This window comes from Pseudaquabacterium rugosum (assembly GCF_038066575.1).
GTDB lineage: Bacteria > Pseudomonadota > Gammaproteobacteria > Burkholderiales > Burkholderiaceae_C > Pseudaquabacterium > Pseudaquabacterium rugosum.
Genome location: NZ_JBBUTF010000020.1, coordinates 16489 through 31680, shown reverse-complemented (window position 1 = coordinate 31680; position 15192 = coordinate 16489). Strand labels below are relative to the sequence as shown.

Sequence of the window (15192 nt, the reverse complement as noted above, 5' to 3'; positions counted from 1 at the left end):
TCGACGGCCCGCAGGGCGCTCAGAAGATGCTTTCGCGGACGTAGACGACGTCGCCGTCACGCAGCCGGTCGTCCATCGCCGGCGTCAGGACCTGGGTCTTGCCATCGGCGCCGGTGCGGTGCACGCGGATGCCGCGCTCGGTCCCGCGCTGGTTCAGACCGCCGCCGGTGGCCAGCGCCTGCATCAGCGACATGCCGCGCTCCAGGCGCATCGCCCCCGGGCGCTGCACCTCACCGTAGATGTAGATCATCGGCTGGCGCTCGACCCAGATGATGTCGCCGTGCTGGACCAGCATGTCCTGCTGCGCGCCCCCCGGCGCGAACATCGTCGGCAGGTCGACCTCACGGCGGAAGGGCTGACCGTCACGGGTGCCGGTGACCACCACCATGTCCGAGCCGGCCGGCTGCACGCCGCCGGCGATCGCCAGGAAGTCCGACAGGCGCATGTCGGCGACCTCGATCGGATAGCGGCCCGGGCGGTTGACGTAGCCCAGCACGCTGGCCTGGTTGCCACGCACCTGCAGGATCACGATCGAGACCTGCGGCTGCTTGACGAAGTTGCCGTTGCGCAGACCCTCGGCGATCAGCTTCTCGGCCTCGGTCACGCTGCGGCCACCCAGGCGCAGCGAGCCCAGCAGCGGATAGGTGACCAGGCCCGACTCGGTGACCCGGGTCTCCAGCGTCAGATCCTGGTTCTGGTAGACGTTGATGCGCAGCACGTCGCCCGCGCCGAGGCGGTATTCGGGCGTGGCCGCGGCCGCACGGGTGGTGGCCGAAGCCTGGGCCTGGGCCGGTGCGGGCACCGCCAGGACCAGGGGCAGCGCCAGAGCGGCCGCGACGAGGGCCGCGACCGGACGCGGCAGACGGAGGGACTTGATCGACGTCGTCATGGGTGGGGTCTGCCGGGTTCCGGCCTTATTTCGTGTCGCTGGCGCCGACGGCCGGGAGGACCGTCGTCTCGGATGCGGCGGCGTCGCCACCGGCGGCCGCGGGAGGCGCGCCCTCGGCGAACTTGCCCGCGTAGCTGATCTTGGCCTCGGCGCGCAGGCGCTTGAGCTCGTCCTCGACCAGCTTGCGCTTGCGGTCGTTGGCGAGGAACTGCTCGATGACCGGACGCGCGCGCTCCTCGTCGACCGGCTGCGAGCGCGAGCCGGCCAGCACGATCACCTGCAGGCCGGTCGGGCTCTGGTTGACCATGGCCTGACCGTCCTTCATGCGGGCGAAGGCGTCGAGGCTGGCCAGCGGCAGCTGCTCGGCCGCGCGCACCGCCTGGTTGGCGGCGAAGCGGATGTCGCCGGCCTTCAGGTACTCGATGAAGTCGGCGATCGTCTTGGAGGCGCCCAGCTTCTCGCGCAGGCCGGCGAACTGCTCGGGCTTGGCCTCGATGGTCAGCTCCTGCAGCTGGTAGATCCGGCGCTGGCTGAACAGCGCCGGCTTCTCGTCGTAGTACTTCTTGATCTCGTCGGGCGTCGGCTTGGCCACGGCCTCACCGAGCTTCTCGAGGTAGGCGCGGGCGATGATCTCGCGACGGGCCATCTCCAGCTGCTGCACGACGCGCGGATCGCGGTCGAGCTTCATCGCGTCGGCCTTCTGCAGCGTGAGCTCCTGGTCGATCAGACGCTCGAGCGCACGGCGACCCGCGACATCGACCTGATCGGGCTTGAGCCCGCGCTGCTGCTGCAGGACGTAGTTGATCTGGTGGACGGTGATCTCGCTGTCGTTGACCTTGGCAGCGGTCTGCGTGGCCCCTGCGCCCTCTTTCTTGTCACCGCAGCCGGCCAGCAGCAGCAGACCGGCACTGGCCAGGGCCACGGCGCCACAACGCAGGGCCTGCACGGTCGGAACGGGACGACGCTTGAACGTGTTCATGGATAACGGTGCGCTTCCCGGCGGGAAGTCGAGTGAGGGCTGATGGACGCCGAAGGACCAGGGACCGGGCCCGTCCGACGCAGTGTAGGGGCCGACCGTGAAAGAGCCGGGTCACCGATTTCACGGCGAAACCGATACGGAACGTGACGAAGATCCCGCAAACCGAGGGTCGCCACGGCTTCCGCGGCGCGGGGCTGTCGCATCCACACCGCGGATGCGGGGCCGCGGCGCAGCGCGCGCTGGCTCAGCACTTGATCCCGACGTGCAGCGCGACGATGCCTGCGCTCAGGTTGTGCACGTCCACGTGGCCGAAGCCGGCCTGCTTCATCATCGCCTTGAGCTCGGCCTGCGGCGGATGCATGCGGATCGACTCGGCCAGATAGCGGTAGCTGTCCGCGTCACGCGCCACCAGCTTGCCCATCAGCGGCAGGATGTTGAGCGAGTAGAAGTCATAGGGCTTGCGCAGCGGCGCGGCGACCTGGCTGAACTCGAGCACCAGCAGACGGCCACCCGGCTTGAGCACGCGGCACATCTCGGCCAGCGCACGGTCCTTGTGCGTCATGTTGCGCAGACCGAAGGCCACGCTGACCAGGTCCAGACTGTCGCTGCGCAGCGGCAGCGCCTCGGCGTCGCAGACAGTGGTCGGCAGCACCAGACCCTCGTCCTGCAGCCGGTCACGGCCGGTGGACAGCATCTCGAAGTTGATGTCGGTGTGCAGCACCACGCCGGTCGGGCCGACCTTGCGGGCGAAGGCGCGCGACAGGTCGCCCGTCCCGCCGGCGATGTCGAGCACCCGGTCACCGGCCCGCAGACGGGCGACGGCCACGGTGTAGGCCTTCCAGGCCCGGTGCAGACCGAACGACATCACGTCGTTCATCACGTCGTAGCGCCGCGCCACCGAATCGAAGACGCCGCGCACCCGGCGCGCCTTGTCCTGCTCGTCAACGGTCTGGAAGCCGAAATGGGTCTGCGCCATGGGTCTGCGGGTTCGGTGGCTGTGCGGGAAGGAAGGGCCGGCCACGGGGGCCGGTCGGGGCTGCCGGCCGGCGGAGCGCCGACGCCCGGAGACGGGCGGAACGGCACTCCGGCCAACCGGCGGCGCGGAATCGGAGCGGAGTCAGGGCGAAAGCGGAACGGCGCCGCGGCGCGCGCTCAGTGGCCGTGGTGGCCGCAACCGGCCGCCGCGGCGGCCATCGGCGCATCCCGGTCGACGCCGGCATCGGCCACACGCCGCAAATAGTGCGCCATCAGAGCGTCCTGCTCCATCCCCAAGCGATGGAGCAGTTCCCAGGTGTAGAGGCCGGAATCGTGGCCGTCGCTGAAGAACGGCTGGATCGCGTAGTGGCCGACCATCTCGACGCGCTCGATCAGCACCTCGCGCTTGCCGGTCTGCAGCACCTCCTGGCCGGGCCCGTGGCCCTGCACCTCGGCGGACGGCGAGTACACCCGCATCAGCTCGAAGGGGATGCGGAAGGTCGCCCCGTCGTCGAAGCTGATCTCGAGCTGGCGCGAGGTCTGGTGGACGGTCAGTCCGGTCGGTTGGGGCGTGGCGGAACGGCTCATGCGGGCAGGACTCCGGGAATGCCCGAGTGTAGCGGGCACACACTGGCGCCCCGGCTCCGGGGCCCGCAGCCGCAGGCCCCGCACCTGACGGGGTTCACGCCCGGCCGCCGACGCGGCCGGCGGCCGGAATCAGACCAGCACGCGCTCGATGCCGCCCGCGTTGGCGCGCTGCACGTACTCGGGCATCCAGTTCGCACCGAGCAGCTTGCGCGCCATCTCGACGACGATGTAGTCGGCCTCCAGCAGCCCCCCTTGCAGGTCGTCCTGGTAGCGGCTCAGGCCCTGCAGGCAGCTCGGGCAGCTGGTCAGGATCTTCACGTCGTCCTTCGGCGTCAGCGAGGCCTGCGCGCGCAGCACGGTCTCGGCCTTGCGGATCTCCTCTTCCTTGCGGAAGCGGACCTGCGTCGAGATGTCGGGCCGGCTCACGCCGAGGGTGCCGCTCTCGCCGCAGCAGCGCTCGCTCTTGACCACCTGCGGACCGACCAGCGCCTTGACCGTCTTCATCGGCTCCTGCAGCTTCATCGGCGTGTGGCAGGGGTCGTGGTAGAGGTAGGCGCCGGCCTCGGCCGCCGGCAGGGTGATGCCCTTTTCCAGCAGGAACTCGTGGATGTCGACGATGCGGCAGCCGGGGAAGATCTCCTCGAACTTGTAGCCCTGCAGCTGGTCGTAGCAGGTCCCGCAGCTGACCACCACCGTCTTGATGTCGAGGTAGTTCAGCGTGTTGGCCACGCGGTGGAACAGCACCCGGTTGTCGGTGATGATCTTCTCGGCCTTGTCGACCTGGCCCGAGCCACGCTGCGGATAGCCGCAGCACAGATAGCCCGGCGGCAGCACGGTCTGCACGCCGGCATGCCAGAGCATGGCCTGGGTGGCCAGGCCGACCTGGCTGAACAGACGCTCCGAGCCGCAGCCCGGGAAGTAGAAGACGGCTTCCGCATCGGCCGCGCCCTTCGGGTCACGGATGATGGGCACGTAGTCGCGGTCCTCGATGTCGAGCAAGGCGCGCGCCGTGCGCTTGGGCAGGCCGCCCGGCAGCTTCTTGTTGATGAAGTGGATCACCTGCTCGCGCACCGGCGCGGTGCCGACGGTGGCCGGCGGTGCCGACGTCTGCTTGCGGGCGGCGAGCTTCAGCACGTCGTTGGCCAAGCGCTGGGCCTTGTAGCCGACATCGACCACCGCCGAGCGCAGCAGCTTGATCGTCTGCGGATTGGTGGCGTTGAGCATCAGCATCGCCGCCGCATTGCCGGGACGGAAGCTCTTCTTGCCCATCTTGCGCAGCAGGTTGCGCATGGCCATCGTGACATCGCCGAAGTCGATCTTGACCGGACACGGCGACGCGCACTTGTGGCAGACGGTGCAGTGGTCGCTGACGTCCTCGAACTCCTCCCAGTGCGCGATGCTGACGCCGCGGCGCGTCTGCTCCTCGTACAGGAAGGCCTCGACCAGCAGCGAGGTGGCCAGGATCTTGTTGCGCGGCGAGTACAGCAGGTTGGCACGCGGCACGTGGGTGGCGCACACCGGCTTGCACTTGCCGCAGCGCAGGCAGTCCTTGATCGACGCGCTGATGTCGCCGATGTCGCTCTGCTGCATGATCAGCGACTCGTGGCCCATCAGGCCGAAGCTCGGCGTGTAGGCATGGCTGAGGTCGGCCGCGTGCACGTCCTCGCCCAGGCGGCGCAGCGACTCGCCGCGCAGCAGCTTGCCCTTGTTGAAGCGCCCTTCGGGATCGACCCGGCGCTTGTAGTCGGCGAAGTTGGCCAGTTCCTCGTCGGTCAGGAACTCCAGCTTGGTGATGCCGATGCCGTGCTCGCCGCTGATGACGCCGCCCAGCGAGCGCGCCAGCACCATGATGCGGGCCACCGCCTCGTGGGCGGTCTGCAGCATCTCGTAGTTGTCGGAGTTGACCGGGATGTTGGTGTGCACGTTGCCGTCGCCGGCATGCATGTGCAGCGCCACCCAGGTGCGGCCGCGCAGCACCTCCTGGTGCACGCGCTGGCAGGCGGCCAGCAGCGGCGCGAAGGCGGCGCCGGCCAGCAGCGTCTGCAGCGGACGCAGCAGCTGCACCTTCCAGCTCGCGCGCAGGCTCTTGTCCTGCAACTGCTCGAAGTAGCTGCGGGCTTCGCTGGGCTGCACGCCGTCGAGGTGGTGCAGCCAGTGGCTCCAGGTCGCACGCACGTCACGCAGCAGGGTCAGCGCCTGCTGCACGCGGTCGGCCAGCAGCTCGGCCGCGGCGGTGTCCTCGCCATCGTCCACATGCTCGAAACCGGGCAGACGGCCGCCGGTGAACAGCGTCTCCAGCCGATCGACCAGCTGCAGCTTGTTGCGCAGGCTGAGCTCGATGTTGATGCGCTCGATGCCCAGCGTGTACTCGCCCATCCGCTCGAGCGGGATCACCACGTCCTCGTTGACCTTGAACGCGTTGGTGTGGCGCGCGATGGCGGCGGTGCGCTTGCGGTCGGCCCAGAACTTCTTGCGCGCGTCGGCGTTGATGGCGATGAAGCCCTCGCCCGAACGGCCGTTGGCCAGGCGCACCACCTCGCTGGTGGCCCGCGCCACCGCGTCCTCGTCGTCACCGACGATGTCGCCGATCAGCACCATCTTGGGCAGACCGCCGCGCTTGCTCTTGGTGGCATAGCCGACCGCCCGCAGATAACGGTCATCCAGATGCTCCAGGCCGGCCAGCAGCACCGGCTGCGTGCCCTGGGGCGCGCCGGCGGCCAGCCGCTTCTGCTCGGCGAACATGAAGTTCTTGATCTCGACGATCGAGGGCACGGCCTCGATCGGGTTGCCGAAGAACTCCAGGCAGACGGTGCGCACGTGCGCCGGCATGCGGTGCACGACCCAGCGCGCGCTGGTGATCAGGCCGTCACAGCCTTCCTTCTGGATGCCGGGCAGGCCGGCCAGGAACTTGTCGGTGACGTCCTTGCCCAGGCCTTCCTTGCGGAAGGTGCGGCCCGGGATGGCCAGCGTCTCGGTCTTCTCGAGCACCTTGCCGGTGGCGTCGAACCAGCGCAGCTCGAAGCGCGCCTCGTCGACGTCGTGGATCTTGCCCAGGTTGTGGTCGAGGCGGATCACCTCCAGCCACTTGGCCTGCGGCGTCACCATCTTCCAGCTCGCCAGATTGTCCAGCGCGGTGCCCCACAGCACGGCCTTCTTGCCGCCCGCGTTCATCGCGATGTTGCCGCCGACGCACGAGGCCTCGGCCGAGGTCGGATCGACCGCGAAGACATAACCCGCACGCTCGGCTGCATCGGCCACCCGCTGGGTGACCACGCCGGCGCCGGTCCAGATGGTCGCCACCCGGTGCGCGAGGCCCGGCATCTCGACCAGCTCGACCTCGGTCATCTGTTCGAGCTTCTCGGTGTTGATGACCGCGCTCATCCAGGTCAGCGGCACGGCGCCGCCGGTGTAGCCGGTGCCGCCGCCGCGCGGCACGATGGTCAGGCCGAGCTCGACGCAGCCGGCCACCAGCGCGGCCATCTCGGCCTCGGTGTCGGGGGTCAGCACGACGAAGGGGAACTCGACGCGCCAGTCGGTGGCGTCGGTGACGTGGGCGACCCGGCTGAGGCCGTCGAACTTGATGTTGTCCTTGGCCGTCACGCGGCCGAGTGCGCGCCGGGCGCGGGCGCGCAGCGCGGCGACCTCGCCGAAGCGGGTGGCGAAGCGCTCGACCATCGCGCGGGCGGCCTGCAGCAGCTCGCCCACATGGCCATCGCGCACCGGATCGTCCTGCGGCGTGCGGCGCACCTGCACCTCGTGCAGCCGGTGGTGCAGTGCATCGATCAGCAGCTGCCGGCGCTTGGGGTTGTCCAGCAGGTCGTCTTCCAGGTACGGATTGCGCTGGACGACCCAGATGTCACCCAGCACCTCGTAGAGCATGCGGGCCGACCGGCCGGTACGGCGCTCGCCGCGCAGCAGACTCAGCAGTTCCCAGGCCCGGGCACCGAGCAGGCGCAGCACGATCTCGCGGTCGGACAGCGAGGTGTAGTTGTACGGGATCTCGCGCAGACGGGGCGTGTCGTGCGTGTCGGCCAGGGCGGCGGCTTCGGCCAGGGGAGCGATGACGTGCGGTGCGTTCATGGACGGCGGGCGACGAGCGGGCAGCGGGATGGCGCCCTGTCTCGGCACCTGGCTGGATGCGGGTGGCGCCCGTCACACGCACGCCGCGCGATCCTGGGGAGATCCAGATGCGCAGCGAAGTCACATCTGCCCGGGCATCGGCACGTCGCGCGGCATCGGATCCGGGCGGCCATCCAGTCGGAAGGACCGACGATTCTACCGGGGCGACCCACAATTGACCGGAAGCGACAACCGGACGCGACGTCAGGTCATCGATGGCATGCCATCGGACGCAACGGCGCCTGCCACGCAAGCTGCGGCGTGCGAAGTTGCCGCTCCCACCGGGTGGACCCCGTCATCCGGACGCCGCGCGATGGCGGCATCATCACGGCCATGTCGATGCCGGAGCCCTCCCCCACCGCCTGGCCCCTGCCGCGCTGGATCGCCCACCGTGGCGCCGGCCGCCTGGCGCCCGAGAACACGCTGGCCGCCTTCCGTCTGGGCGCCCGCCACGGCTACCGCGCCTTCGAGTGCGACGTGAAGCTGTCGGCCGACGGCGTGCCCTTCCTGCTGCACGACACGACGCTGGAGCGCACCAGCAACGGCCTGGGCCGGGCCGGCGATCTGCGCTGGTCGCAGCTGGCGCTGCTGGACGCCGGCAGCTGGCACGGCCGGCGCCATGCGGGCGAGCCGCTGGCCACCCTGGCCGGCGTGGCCGCCTTCATCCTGCGCAACCGGCTGGCGCTGAACATCGAGCTCAAACCGGTGCCGGGCCAGGAGCGCCTGACCGGCGAGGTGGTGGCGGCCGAGGCCGCCCGGCTGTGGGCCGGCTCGGGCCTGCCGCCGCCGCTGCTCAGCTCGTTCAGCCCGGTGGCCCTCGACGGTGCCCGCCAGGGCGCCCCCGGCCTGCCACGCGCCCTGCTGCTCGATGCGCTGCACGAGGGCTGGCCCGAACTGGCCCGCGGCCTGGGCGTGCAGGCCGTCATCACCGACCACCGGCTGATGGACGCGGGCGTGCTGGCCACGCTGCGCGCGCAGCGCTGGCGGGGCCTGTGCTACACGGTCAACGAGACCGAGGACGTGCAGCGCCTGCTGGCCCTCGGCATCGACGGCCTGATCACCGACGCGATCGATCGCCACGCGCCGGACTGAGCGCGCCCCGGAACGCGGCCACGGGGCCTTGCGGCGGCGCGCACCGCAAGGCGACGGGGCCGGTGGGGCGGGCGGGGCGGACCTCATGCCGGCCCGCCCGCCCATCCGCGTCAGCTGCGGTAGTCGGCGTTGATGCTGACGTAGTCGTGCGACAGGTCGCAGGTCCACACCGTGGTGCTGGACGCGCCGCGGTGCAGATCGACCCGCACGGTGATCTCGGACTGCTTCATCACGCGCTGGCCGTCCTCCTCCCGGTAGTCCGGATGGCGGCCGCCCTGGCGTGCGACATGGACCTGGTCGAGAAAGAGATCGATCAGCCCCTGGTCGAGGTCGTCGATGCCGGCATAGCCGACGGCCGCCAGGATGCGGCCCAGATTGGGATCGCTGGCGAAGAAGGCGGTCTTGACCAGCGGCGAATGGGCGATGGCATAGGCCACGCGCGCGCACTCGTCGGCATCACGGCCACCGTCGACCTGGACGGCGATGAACTTGGTCGCGCCCTCACCATCGCGCACGATGGCCTGGGCCAGCTGGCGGGCGACGTCGACCACCGCCTCGCGCAGCACGGCGCCGTCGGCGCTGTCCAGCGCGGTGACCGGTGCATGGCCGGCCGCACCGGTGGCGATCAGCAGCAGCGAGTCGTTGGTCGAGGTGTCGCCGTCGATCGTGATGCGGTTGAAGCTCTGGTCGGCCGCCTCGCGCACCAGCTGCTGCAGCGTCGCGCGCTCGACCACCGCATCGGTGCCGATGAAGCCCAGCATGGTGGCCATGTTCGGCCGGATCATGCCGGCGCCCTTGCTGATGCCGGTCACGGTGACGGTGCGCCCGCCGATCGTCACCTGGCGGCTGGCGGCCTTGGGCACGGTGTCGGTGGTCATGATGCCGCGTGCGGCCAGGGCCCAGTTGTCGGCCTTGGCGTCGGCCAGCGCGGCCGGCAGACCCGCCTCGATGCGCTCGACCGGCAGCGTCTCCATGATCACGCCGGTGGAGAACGGCAGCACCTGTTGCGGGCCCAGACCGAGCTGCGCGGCCAGTGCGGCGCAGCTGCGACGCGCACGGGCCAGGCCATCGGCACCGGTGCCGGCGTTCGCGTTGCCGGTGTTGACCAGCAGCGCGCGCGGCGCGACGTCAGCGGCGAGGTGTTCACGGCAGACCTGCACCGGCGCGGCGCAGAAGCGGTTCTTCGTGAACACGCCGGCCACCGTCGACCCGGCCGCCCACTGCAGCACGACCAGATCATGGCGACCGGCCTTGCGGATGCCTGCCTGGGCCACGCCCAGGGTCAGACCGGGGACCGGATGCAGGGCCGAAGGATCGATGGGAGCAAGATTGACGGGCATGACAGGATCGCGCGGGAAGAGGTCGAGGAACCGCGGGATTCTAGGATCGGGCACCCGCCCGGCCTTGTGTCACGGGGCGCAGCCACCATGAAAAACGGCGGCCCGTGACACCGGGCCGCCGTCCACGCGGCAGGAGGTCGCCGCACCGGCGGCCGTCACGGCCAGCCGATGCAGCGCTCGTCGCTCAGTCGGCCATGCGGCGACGACGGGCCAGCAGGCCGATCGCGCCGAGACCCGCCAGCATCATCGCGTAGGACTCGGGCTCGGGCACCGGCGCCAGCGGCGGGGTGATCGGGGACGCGCTGACGGCGATCGAGCCGGTGAAGGAGCCGTTGTTCAGCGAGGCGCCGTCGACGACCAGCGTGTAGGTGCCGGAACTGCTGACCGGGCCGGTGTAGTACCAGTAGTCGACCGAACCGAACTGGGTCGTCGCATCGATGGCCGGCGTGAAGGCGTTGCCGTCGAAGGTGGCACCGCTGATGTCGTAGCCGCTGCCCATCAGCGAATTGGCCGTCAGCAGCGAGGTGCCGATGTAGACCGGACCGCTCAGGCCCAGGGCCGACAGATCGAGCGTGAATTCGCTGCTGGCCTCGTCACCGGTGAAGGTGCCCGAGTACGTGCTGCCATTGAGCGTCAGCGTGATCGGCGTGGCCGCGGACGCGAGTCCACTGACCAGGGCGACGGCCAGCGCAGCGGCCGTCTTGACGAAAGCATTCATCTAGTTTCCTCCTTGAAACGGAAGGTATCCCAACTGCTTGAACTGGGAATGCAATCTACCGCACTGCGGCAAATTGTCATCCCCTGCCGTCGCATTCTTCGTCAATCCGGGACACACATGCCCCCGCGTGCACGGGGGAGGAGGAAGGGTGGGCAGATGCTCACCGCACGAATCCGGGGGCGGCCTGAACGGGACATCCACCCGTGAGCCCCCGGCAGGCACGACGGCGACGCATCACGCCACCGTCGCCCGGCTCAGGCCAGCTTGCCGTGGCAGGACTTGTACTTCTGGCCGCTGCCGCAGGGACAGGGGTCGTTGCGGCCGACACGCGGCACCTCGTCGGCAACGGTGGCCGGATCGGCCTCGGCGCTGACACTGCCATCCTCGTTCGGATGGGTGTAGGTGACGTTGCTGAACTGGCCGGCCTGCTCCTCGATGGCCGAAGCCGCGCGGGCAGCCTCGTCCTGGCTCTGGATGCGCACGTTCAGCAGCAGGCGCGTGACCTCCATCTTGACCACTTCCAGCAGCTGACTGAACAGCTCGAAAGCCTCGCGCTTGTATTCCTGCTTCGGATTCTTCTGCGCATAACCGCGCAGGTGGATGCCCTGGCGCAGATAGTCGAGCGCCGCCAGATGCTCGCGCCAGTGGCTGTCGATGGCCTGCAGCAGCACCATCCGCGAGAACGGATCGAACTGGCCGTGGCCGACCTGGGCAACCTTGGTCTCGAAGACGGCATGGGCCGCCTTCACGCAGGCGTCGACGACTTCCTCGTCGGTGATCGCGTCGCGCTTGGCGACGTCCTCGCGCAGCGCCAGCGTGATGCCCCACTCCTCGGCCAGCGTCTTCTCCAGCGCGGCCAGATCCCACTGCTCCTCGACACTGTCGACCGGCACATGGGTGCGTGCGACCGTCTCGATCGCGCCGGCCCGCAGATGCGTGATCTGCGCATCGACGGACGTGCTCTCCAGGATCTCGTTGCGCTGCTGGTAGATGACCTTGCGCTGATCGTTGGAGACGTCGTCGTACTCCAGCAGCTGCTTGCGGATGTCGAAGTTGCGGCCCTCGACCTTGCGCTGGGCGCCCTCGATCGAGCGGCTGACGATGCCGGCCTCGATCGCCTCGTCCTCGGGCATCTTCAGCCGGTCCATGATCGAGCGCACCCGCTCGCCGGCGAAGATGCGCATCAGCGGATCTTCCAGGCTCAGGTAGAAGCGGCTCTGGCCCGGATCGCCCTGGCGGCCGGCACGGCCGCGCAGCTGGTTGTCGATGCGCCGGCTCTCGTGGCGCTCGGTGGCGATGATGCGCAGGCCGCCGGCGGCCTTGACCTGCTCGTGCAGGCCGGCCCACTCGTCCTTGAGCTGCTGGATGCGGCGCGCCTTCTCGTCCTCGGCCAGGCTGTCGTCGGCCTCGATGAACTGCACCTGCTTCTCGACGTTGCCGCCGAGCACGATGTCGGTGCCGCGACCGGCCATGTTGGTGGCGATCGTGATCATGCCGGGCCGGCCGGCCTGGGCGATGATCTCGGCCTCCTTGGCGTGCTGCTTGGCGTTCAGCACGTTGTGCGGCAGGCCGGCCTGGGCCAGCATCTGGCTGATCTGCTCGGAGTTCTCGATCGAGGTGGTGCCCACCAGCGTCGGCTGGCCGCGCTCGTGACTGGCGCGGATGTCCTCGACCACGGCCTTGAACTTGGCGGTGGCGGTCTTGTAGATCAGGTCCAGCTCGTCGGTGCGCTGCACCGGGCGGTTCGGCGGGATCACCACCGTCTCCAGACCGTAGATCTCCTGGAACTCGTAGGCCTCGGTGTCGGCCGTACCGGTCATGCCGCCGAGCTTGGCGTACATGCGGAAGTAGTTCTGGAAGGTGATCGAGGCCAGCGTCTGGTTCTCGCTCTGGATCTGCACGCCTTCCTTGGCCTCGACCGCCTGGTGCAGGCCGTCGGACCAGCGGCGGCCACTCATCAGGCGCCCGGTGAACTCGTCGACGATGACGATCTCGCCGTTCTGCGCCACGTAGTGCTGGTCCTTGTGGTACAGGTGGTGGGCCCGCAGCGCCGCGTACACATGGTGCATCAGCGTGATGTTGGCCGCGTCGTAGAGGCTGGCGCCCTCGGCCAGCAGGCCGGCCTTGGCCAGCAGGGCCTCGGCGTTCTCGTGGCCCTCTTCCGTCAGGAAGACCTGGTGGGTCTTCTCGTCGACGGTGAAGTCGCCCGGCTCGATCACGCCCTCGCCGGTGCGCGGATCGGCCTCACCGATCTGCTTCTTCAGGCCCGGCACGACGGCGTTGATGCGCACGTAGAGCTCGGTGTGGTCCTCGGCCTGACCGGAGATGATCAGCGGCGTGCGCGCCTCGTCGATCAGGATCGAATCGACCTCGTCGACGATGGCGAAGTTCTGGCCCCGCTGCACGCGATCGGCGGTCTCGTAGACCATGTTGTCGCGCAGGTAGTCGAAGCCGAACTCGTTGTTCGTGCCGTAGGTGATGTCGGCGGCGTAGGCGGCCTGCTTCTGCTCGCGCGTCATGCCCGGCACGTTGACGCCGCAGCTCAGGCCGAGGAAGCCGTACAGACGGCCCATCGACTCGGCATCGCGGCGCGCCAGGTAGTCGTTGACCGTCACCACGTGCACGCCCTTGCCGGACAGCGCGTTCAGGTAGACCGGCAGCGTGGCCATCAGCGTCTTGCCCTCGCCGGTGCGCATCTCGGCGATCTTGCCCTTGTGCAGGGTCATGCCGCCGATCATCTGCACGTCGAAGTGGCGCATCTTGAAGACGCGCTTGCCCGCCTCGCGCACCGTGGCGAAGGCCTCGGGCAGCAGGTCGTCGAGGGTGCTGCCGGCGGCCAGCTTCTGGCGGAACTCGTCGGTCTTGGCCTGCAGCTGGGCGTCATCGAGACGCTCGAACTGGGGCTCCAGCGCGTTGATCTGCTCGACCACCCGACGCAACTGCTTGAGCAGCCGGTCGTTGCGGCTGCCGAAAATCGAGGTCAGGAGCTTGGGCAACATGCGGGAAAGGACGCGCGGTCGGGCGTGAAGGAGGGAATCGGCGACGCGAGCCCACCCGACAGACGCGAGGACGCGGGGCACGCCACCGCGGTCCGCGGCGTCGCGCCTGCGTCGTGCGCAGACCATGCAAGGAGCCCTCGGGCCACCCGCGGAAGACCTCTGCCGAGGTCCGCCCGCCAGGCTGGCCGACGAAGCATCTGGGGGCATCGCGCCAGGACACAAGTCCGGTGGATCGTCCCGCCGGAAAGCCGTCGAGTCTATCATCGGGGCCCGTCGCGACGGCCCCTGGCCGGGGGCCGAACCGACCCGCAGCCCCACCCGAGCGTCCCGCATGAACCCGAACCGTCCGACCACGCCCTGGCTGCCTCCCGGCACCCGCGGCATCGACCAGGTCATGCGTGACAGCGACGCGCTGACGCTGCTGACGCAGCGGCTGCGGGCCTCGCAAGCCCGGCTGGACGCGCTGCGGCCGCTGTTGCCCCCCGCCCTGCGCACCCAGGTCCAGGCCGGGCCGCTGGACGAGTCCGGCTGGACGCTGCTGGCCTCCAGCCAGGCCGCAGCCGCCAAGCTGCGCTACATGGTGCCGGCCTTCGAGGCCCATCTGCGGGTACAGGGCTACGACGGCCCACCCGTGCGACTGAAGCTGATGCCGCCACGCCCCCGCTGAACGGGGTGATGGACGGACACGGGACCGCCTGGGACAGGCGAGGTCGCGATGGTGCCGACTATCCGAATCGAACGGATGACCTTCGCTTTACAAGGGCGCTGCTCTACCAACTGAGCTAAGCCGGCAAGTGGCCTGCCGCGCGGATGCGGCACGGGCCAGATCAGGCGCTGCCGCACGGTCAGGTGCGGCAGCGCGGCGCATTGTAGGGGCGAGTGCCCTACTTCACGCGCTTGAGCATCGGCCGACCACCCGCCGGTGCGGGCGGTGCCGGCGGGGGCTCGTCGCCGGTGGTGCCGGCCTCGGTGGCCGCGCCCGACAGGGTGCCGGCATCGGACGGCGCAGCACCGTCGACGACCGGCTCGGCCGCGTCGTCCGCCGCACCGTCGCCGGCCAGGCGCAAGCCCCCGCGCGCAGCGGCGACCGGTGCGGGAGCGGTCTCGGCCGGCGATGCCTCCGGCTGCGCCGCAGCCGGCATCGGGAAGGCCATGCCCTGGCCGTTCTCGCGCGCATAGATCGCCACGACGTGGTCGACCGGCACCGAGATGTCACGCGCCTTGCCGCCGAAGCGGGCCTTGAACTCGATCGACTCATTGCCCAGGCGCAGCCCCGAGGTGGCCTCGAAGCCGACGTTGAGCACGATCTCGTTGTTGCGCACATGCTCCATCGGCACCTGCACCGACGGCGTCACGCACACGGCGATGTAGGGCGTGAAGCCGTTGTCGCTGCACCAGTCGTGCAGCGCGCGGATCAGGTACGGACGGGTGGAAGTGCCCTGATCCTCAGGGCCGGCCTTGCTGTTCATGCCGACATCCTACGCGCTGGCACG

At 69.7% G+C, this 15192-nt stretch carries 11 protein-coding genes and 1 tRNA gene; 2 read left to right on the top strand and 10 right to left on the bottom strand.

Features of this window, described 5'->3' with window-relative positions; all coding sequences use genetic code 11:
* Positions 1-19: 19 nt before the first annotated feature.
* From epsE to AACH11_RS19450, 5 genes are all read right to left on the bottom strand, one after another.
* Positions 20-889, bottom strand: coding sequence for a polysaccharide export protein EpsE (gene epsE, locus AACH11_RS19470; RefSeq protein WP_341375932.1), 870 nt, complete (start codon positions 887-889; stop codon positions 20-22).
* Positions 890-914: 25 nt separating this feature from the next.
* A complete protein-coding gene (locus tag AACH11_RS19465; RefSeq protein ID WP_341375931.1) occupies positions 915-1868 on the bottom strand; it encodes an EpsD family peptidyl-prolyl cis-trans isomerase in 954 nt (317 codons plus the stop codon).
* A gap of 244 nt (positions 1869-2112) precedes the next feature.
* Positions 2113-2844, bottom strand: coding sequence for a bifunctional demethylmenaquinone methyltransferase/2-methoxy-6-polyprenyl-1,4-benzoquinol methylase UbiE (gene ubiE, locus AACH11_RS19460; protein ID WP_341375930.1), 732 nt, complete (start codon positions 2842-2844; stop codon positions 2113-2115).
* A gap of 176 nt (positions 2845-3020) precedes the next feature.
* Positions 3021-3431 (bottom strand): gamma-butyrobetaine hydroxylase family protein, encoded by a 411-nt coding sequence (locus AACH11_RS19455; RefSeq protein ID WP_341375929.1) that lies wholly within the window; start codon positions 3429-3431, stop codon positions 3021-3023.
* Between the two features lie 129 nt (positions 3432-3560).
* Positions 3561-7511 carry a DUF3683 domain-containing protein gene (locus AACH11_RS19450; protein WP_341375928.1) on the bottom strand — a complete coding sequence of 1317 codons (3951 nt, stop codon included), beginning with the start codon at positions 7509-7511 and terminating at the stop codon, positions 3561-3563.
* A 378-nt stretch (positions 7512-7889) separates the two neighbouring features.
* Here AACH11_RS19450 and ugpQ point away from each other — a divergent pair, with 378 nt between their 5' ends.
* Positions 7890-8642: a glycerophosphodiester phosphodiesterase gene (gene ugpQ / locus AACH11_RS19445; protein WP_341375927.1), complete on the top strand. Its 753-nt coding sequence runs from the start codon at positions 7890-7892 to the stop codon at positions 8640-8642.
* A gap of 110 nt (positions 8643-8752) precedes the next feature.
* Here ugpQ and argJ read toward each other — a convergent pair whose 3' ends face one another.
* The 3 genes from argJ to secA form a co-directional block, all read right to left on the bottom strand.
* Positions 8753-9982 carry a bifunctional glutamate N-acetyltransferase/amino-acid acetyltransferase ArgJ gene (gene argJ, locus AACH11_RS19440; protein ID WP_341375926.1) on the bottom strand — a complete coding sequence of 410 codons (1230 nt, stop codon included), beginning with the start codon at positions 9980-9982 and terminating at the stop codon, positions 8753-8755.
* A 184-nt stretch (positions 9983-10166) separates the two neighbouring features.
* The gene (locus AACH11_RS19435) at positions 10167-10700 is read right to left on the bottom strand and encodes an FxDxF family PEP-CTERM protein (RefSeq protein ID WP_341375925.1); all 534 of its coding nucleotides are present in this window, start codon (positions 10698-10700) and stop codon (positions 10167-10169) included.
* Between the two features lie 254 nt (positions 10701-10954).
* Positions 10955-13699, bottom strand: coding sequence for a preprotein translocase subunit SecA (secA, locus tag AACH11_RS19430; RefSeq protein WP_341375924.1), 2745 nt, complete (start codon positions 13697-13699; stop codon positions 10955-10957).
* Positions 13700-14030: 331 nt separating this feature from the next.
* On the opposite strand from secA, the gene AACH11_RS19425 reads away from it, so the two are divergent.
* Complete coding sequence (locus AACH11_RS19425) at positions 14031-14366, top strand: hypothetical protein (RefSeq protein WP_341375923.1); 336 nt, start codon at positions 14031-14033, stop codon at positions 14364-14366.
* 49 nt (positions 14367-14415) lie between these two features.
* On the opposite strand, the gene AACH11_RS19420 is transcribed toward AACH11_RS19425, so the two are convergent.
* Together AACH11_RS19420 and AACH11_RS19415 are read right to left on the bottom strand one after the other, a co-directional pair.
* Positions 14416-14491: transfer RNA gene (locus AACH11_RS19420), tRNA-Thr, on the bottom strand.
* Positions 14492-14583: 92 nt separating this feature from the next.
* Positions 14584-15168, bottom strand: coding sequence for a ClpXP protease specificity-enhancing factor (locus tag AACH11_RS19415; protein ID WP_341375922.1), 585 nt, complete (start codon positions 15166-15168; stop codon positions 14584-14586).
* Between the last annotated feature and the right edge of the window lie 24 nt (positions 15169-15192).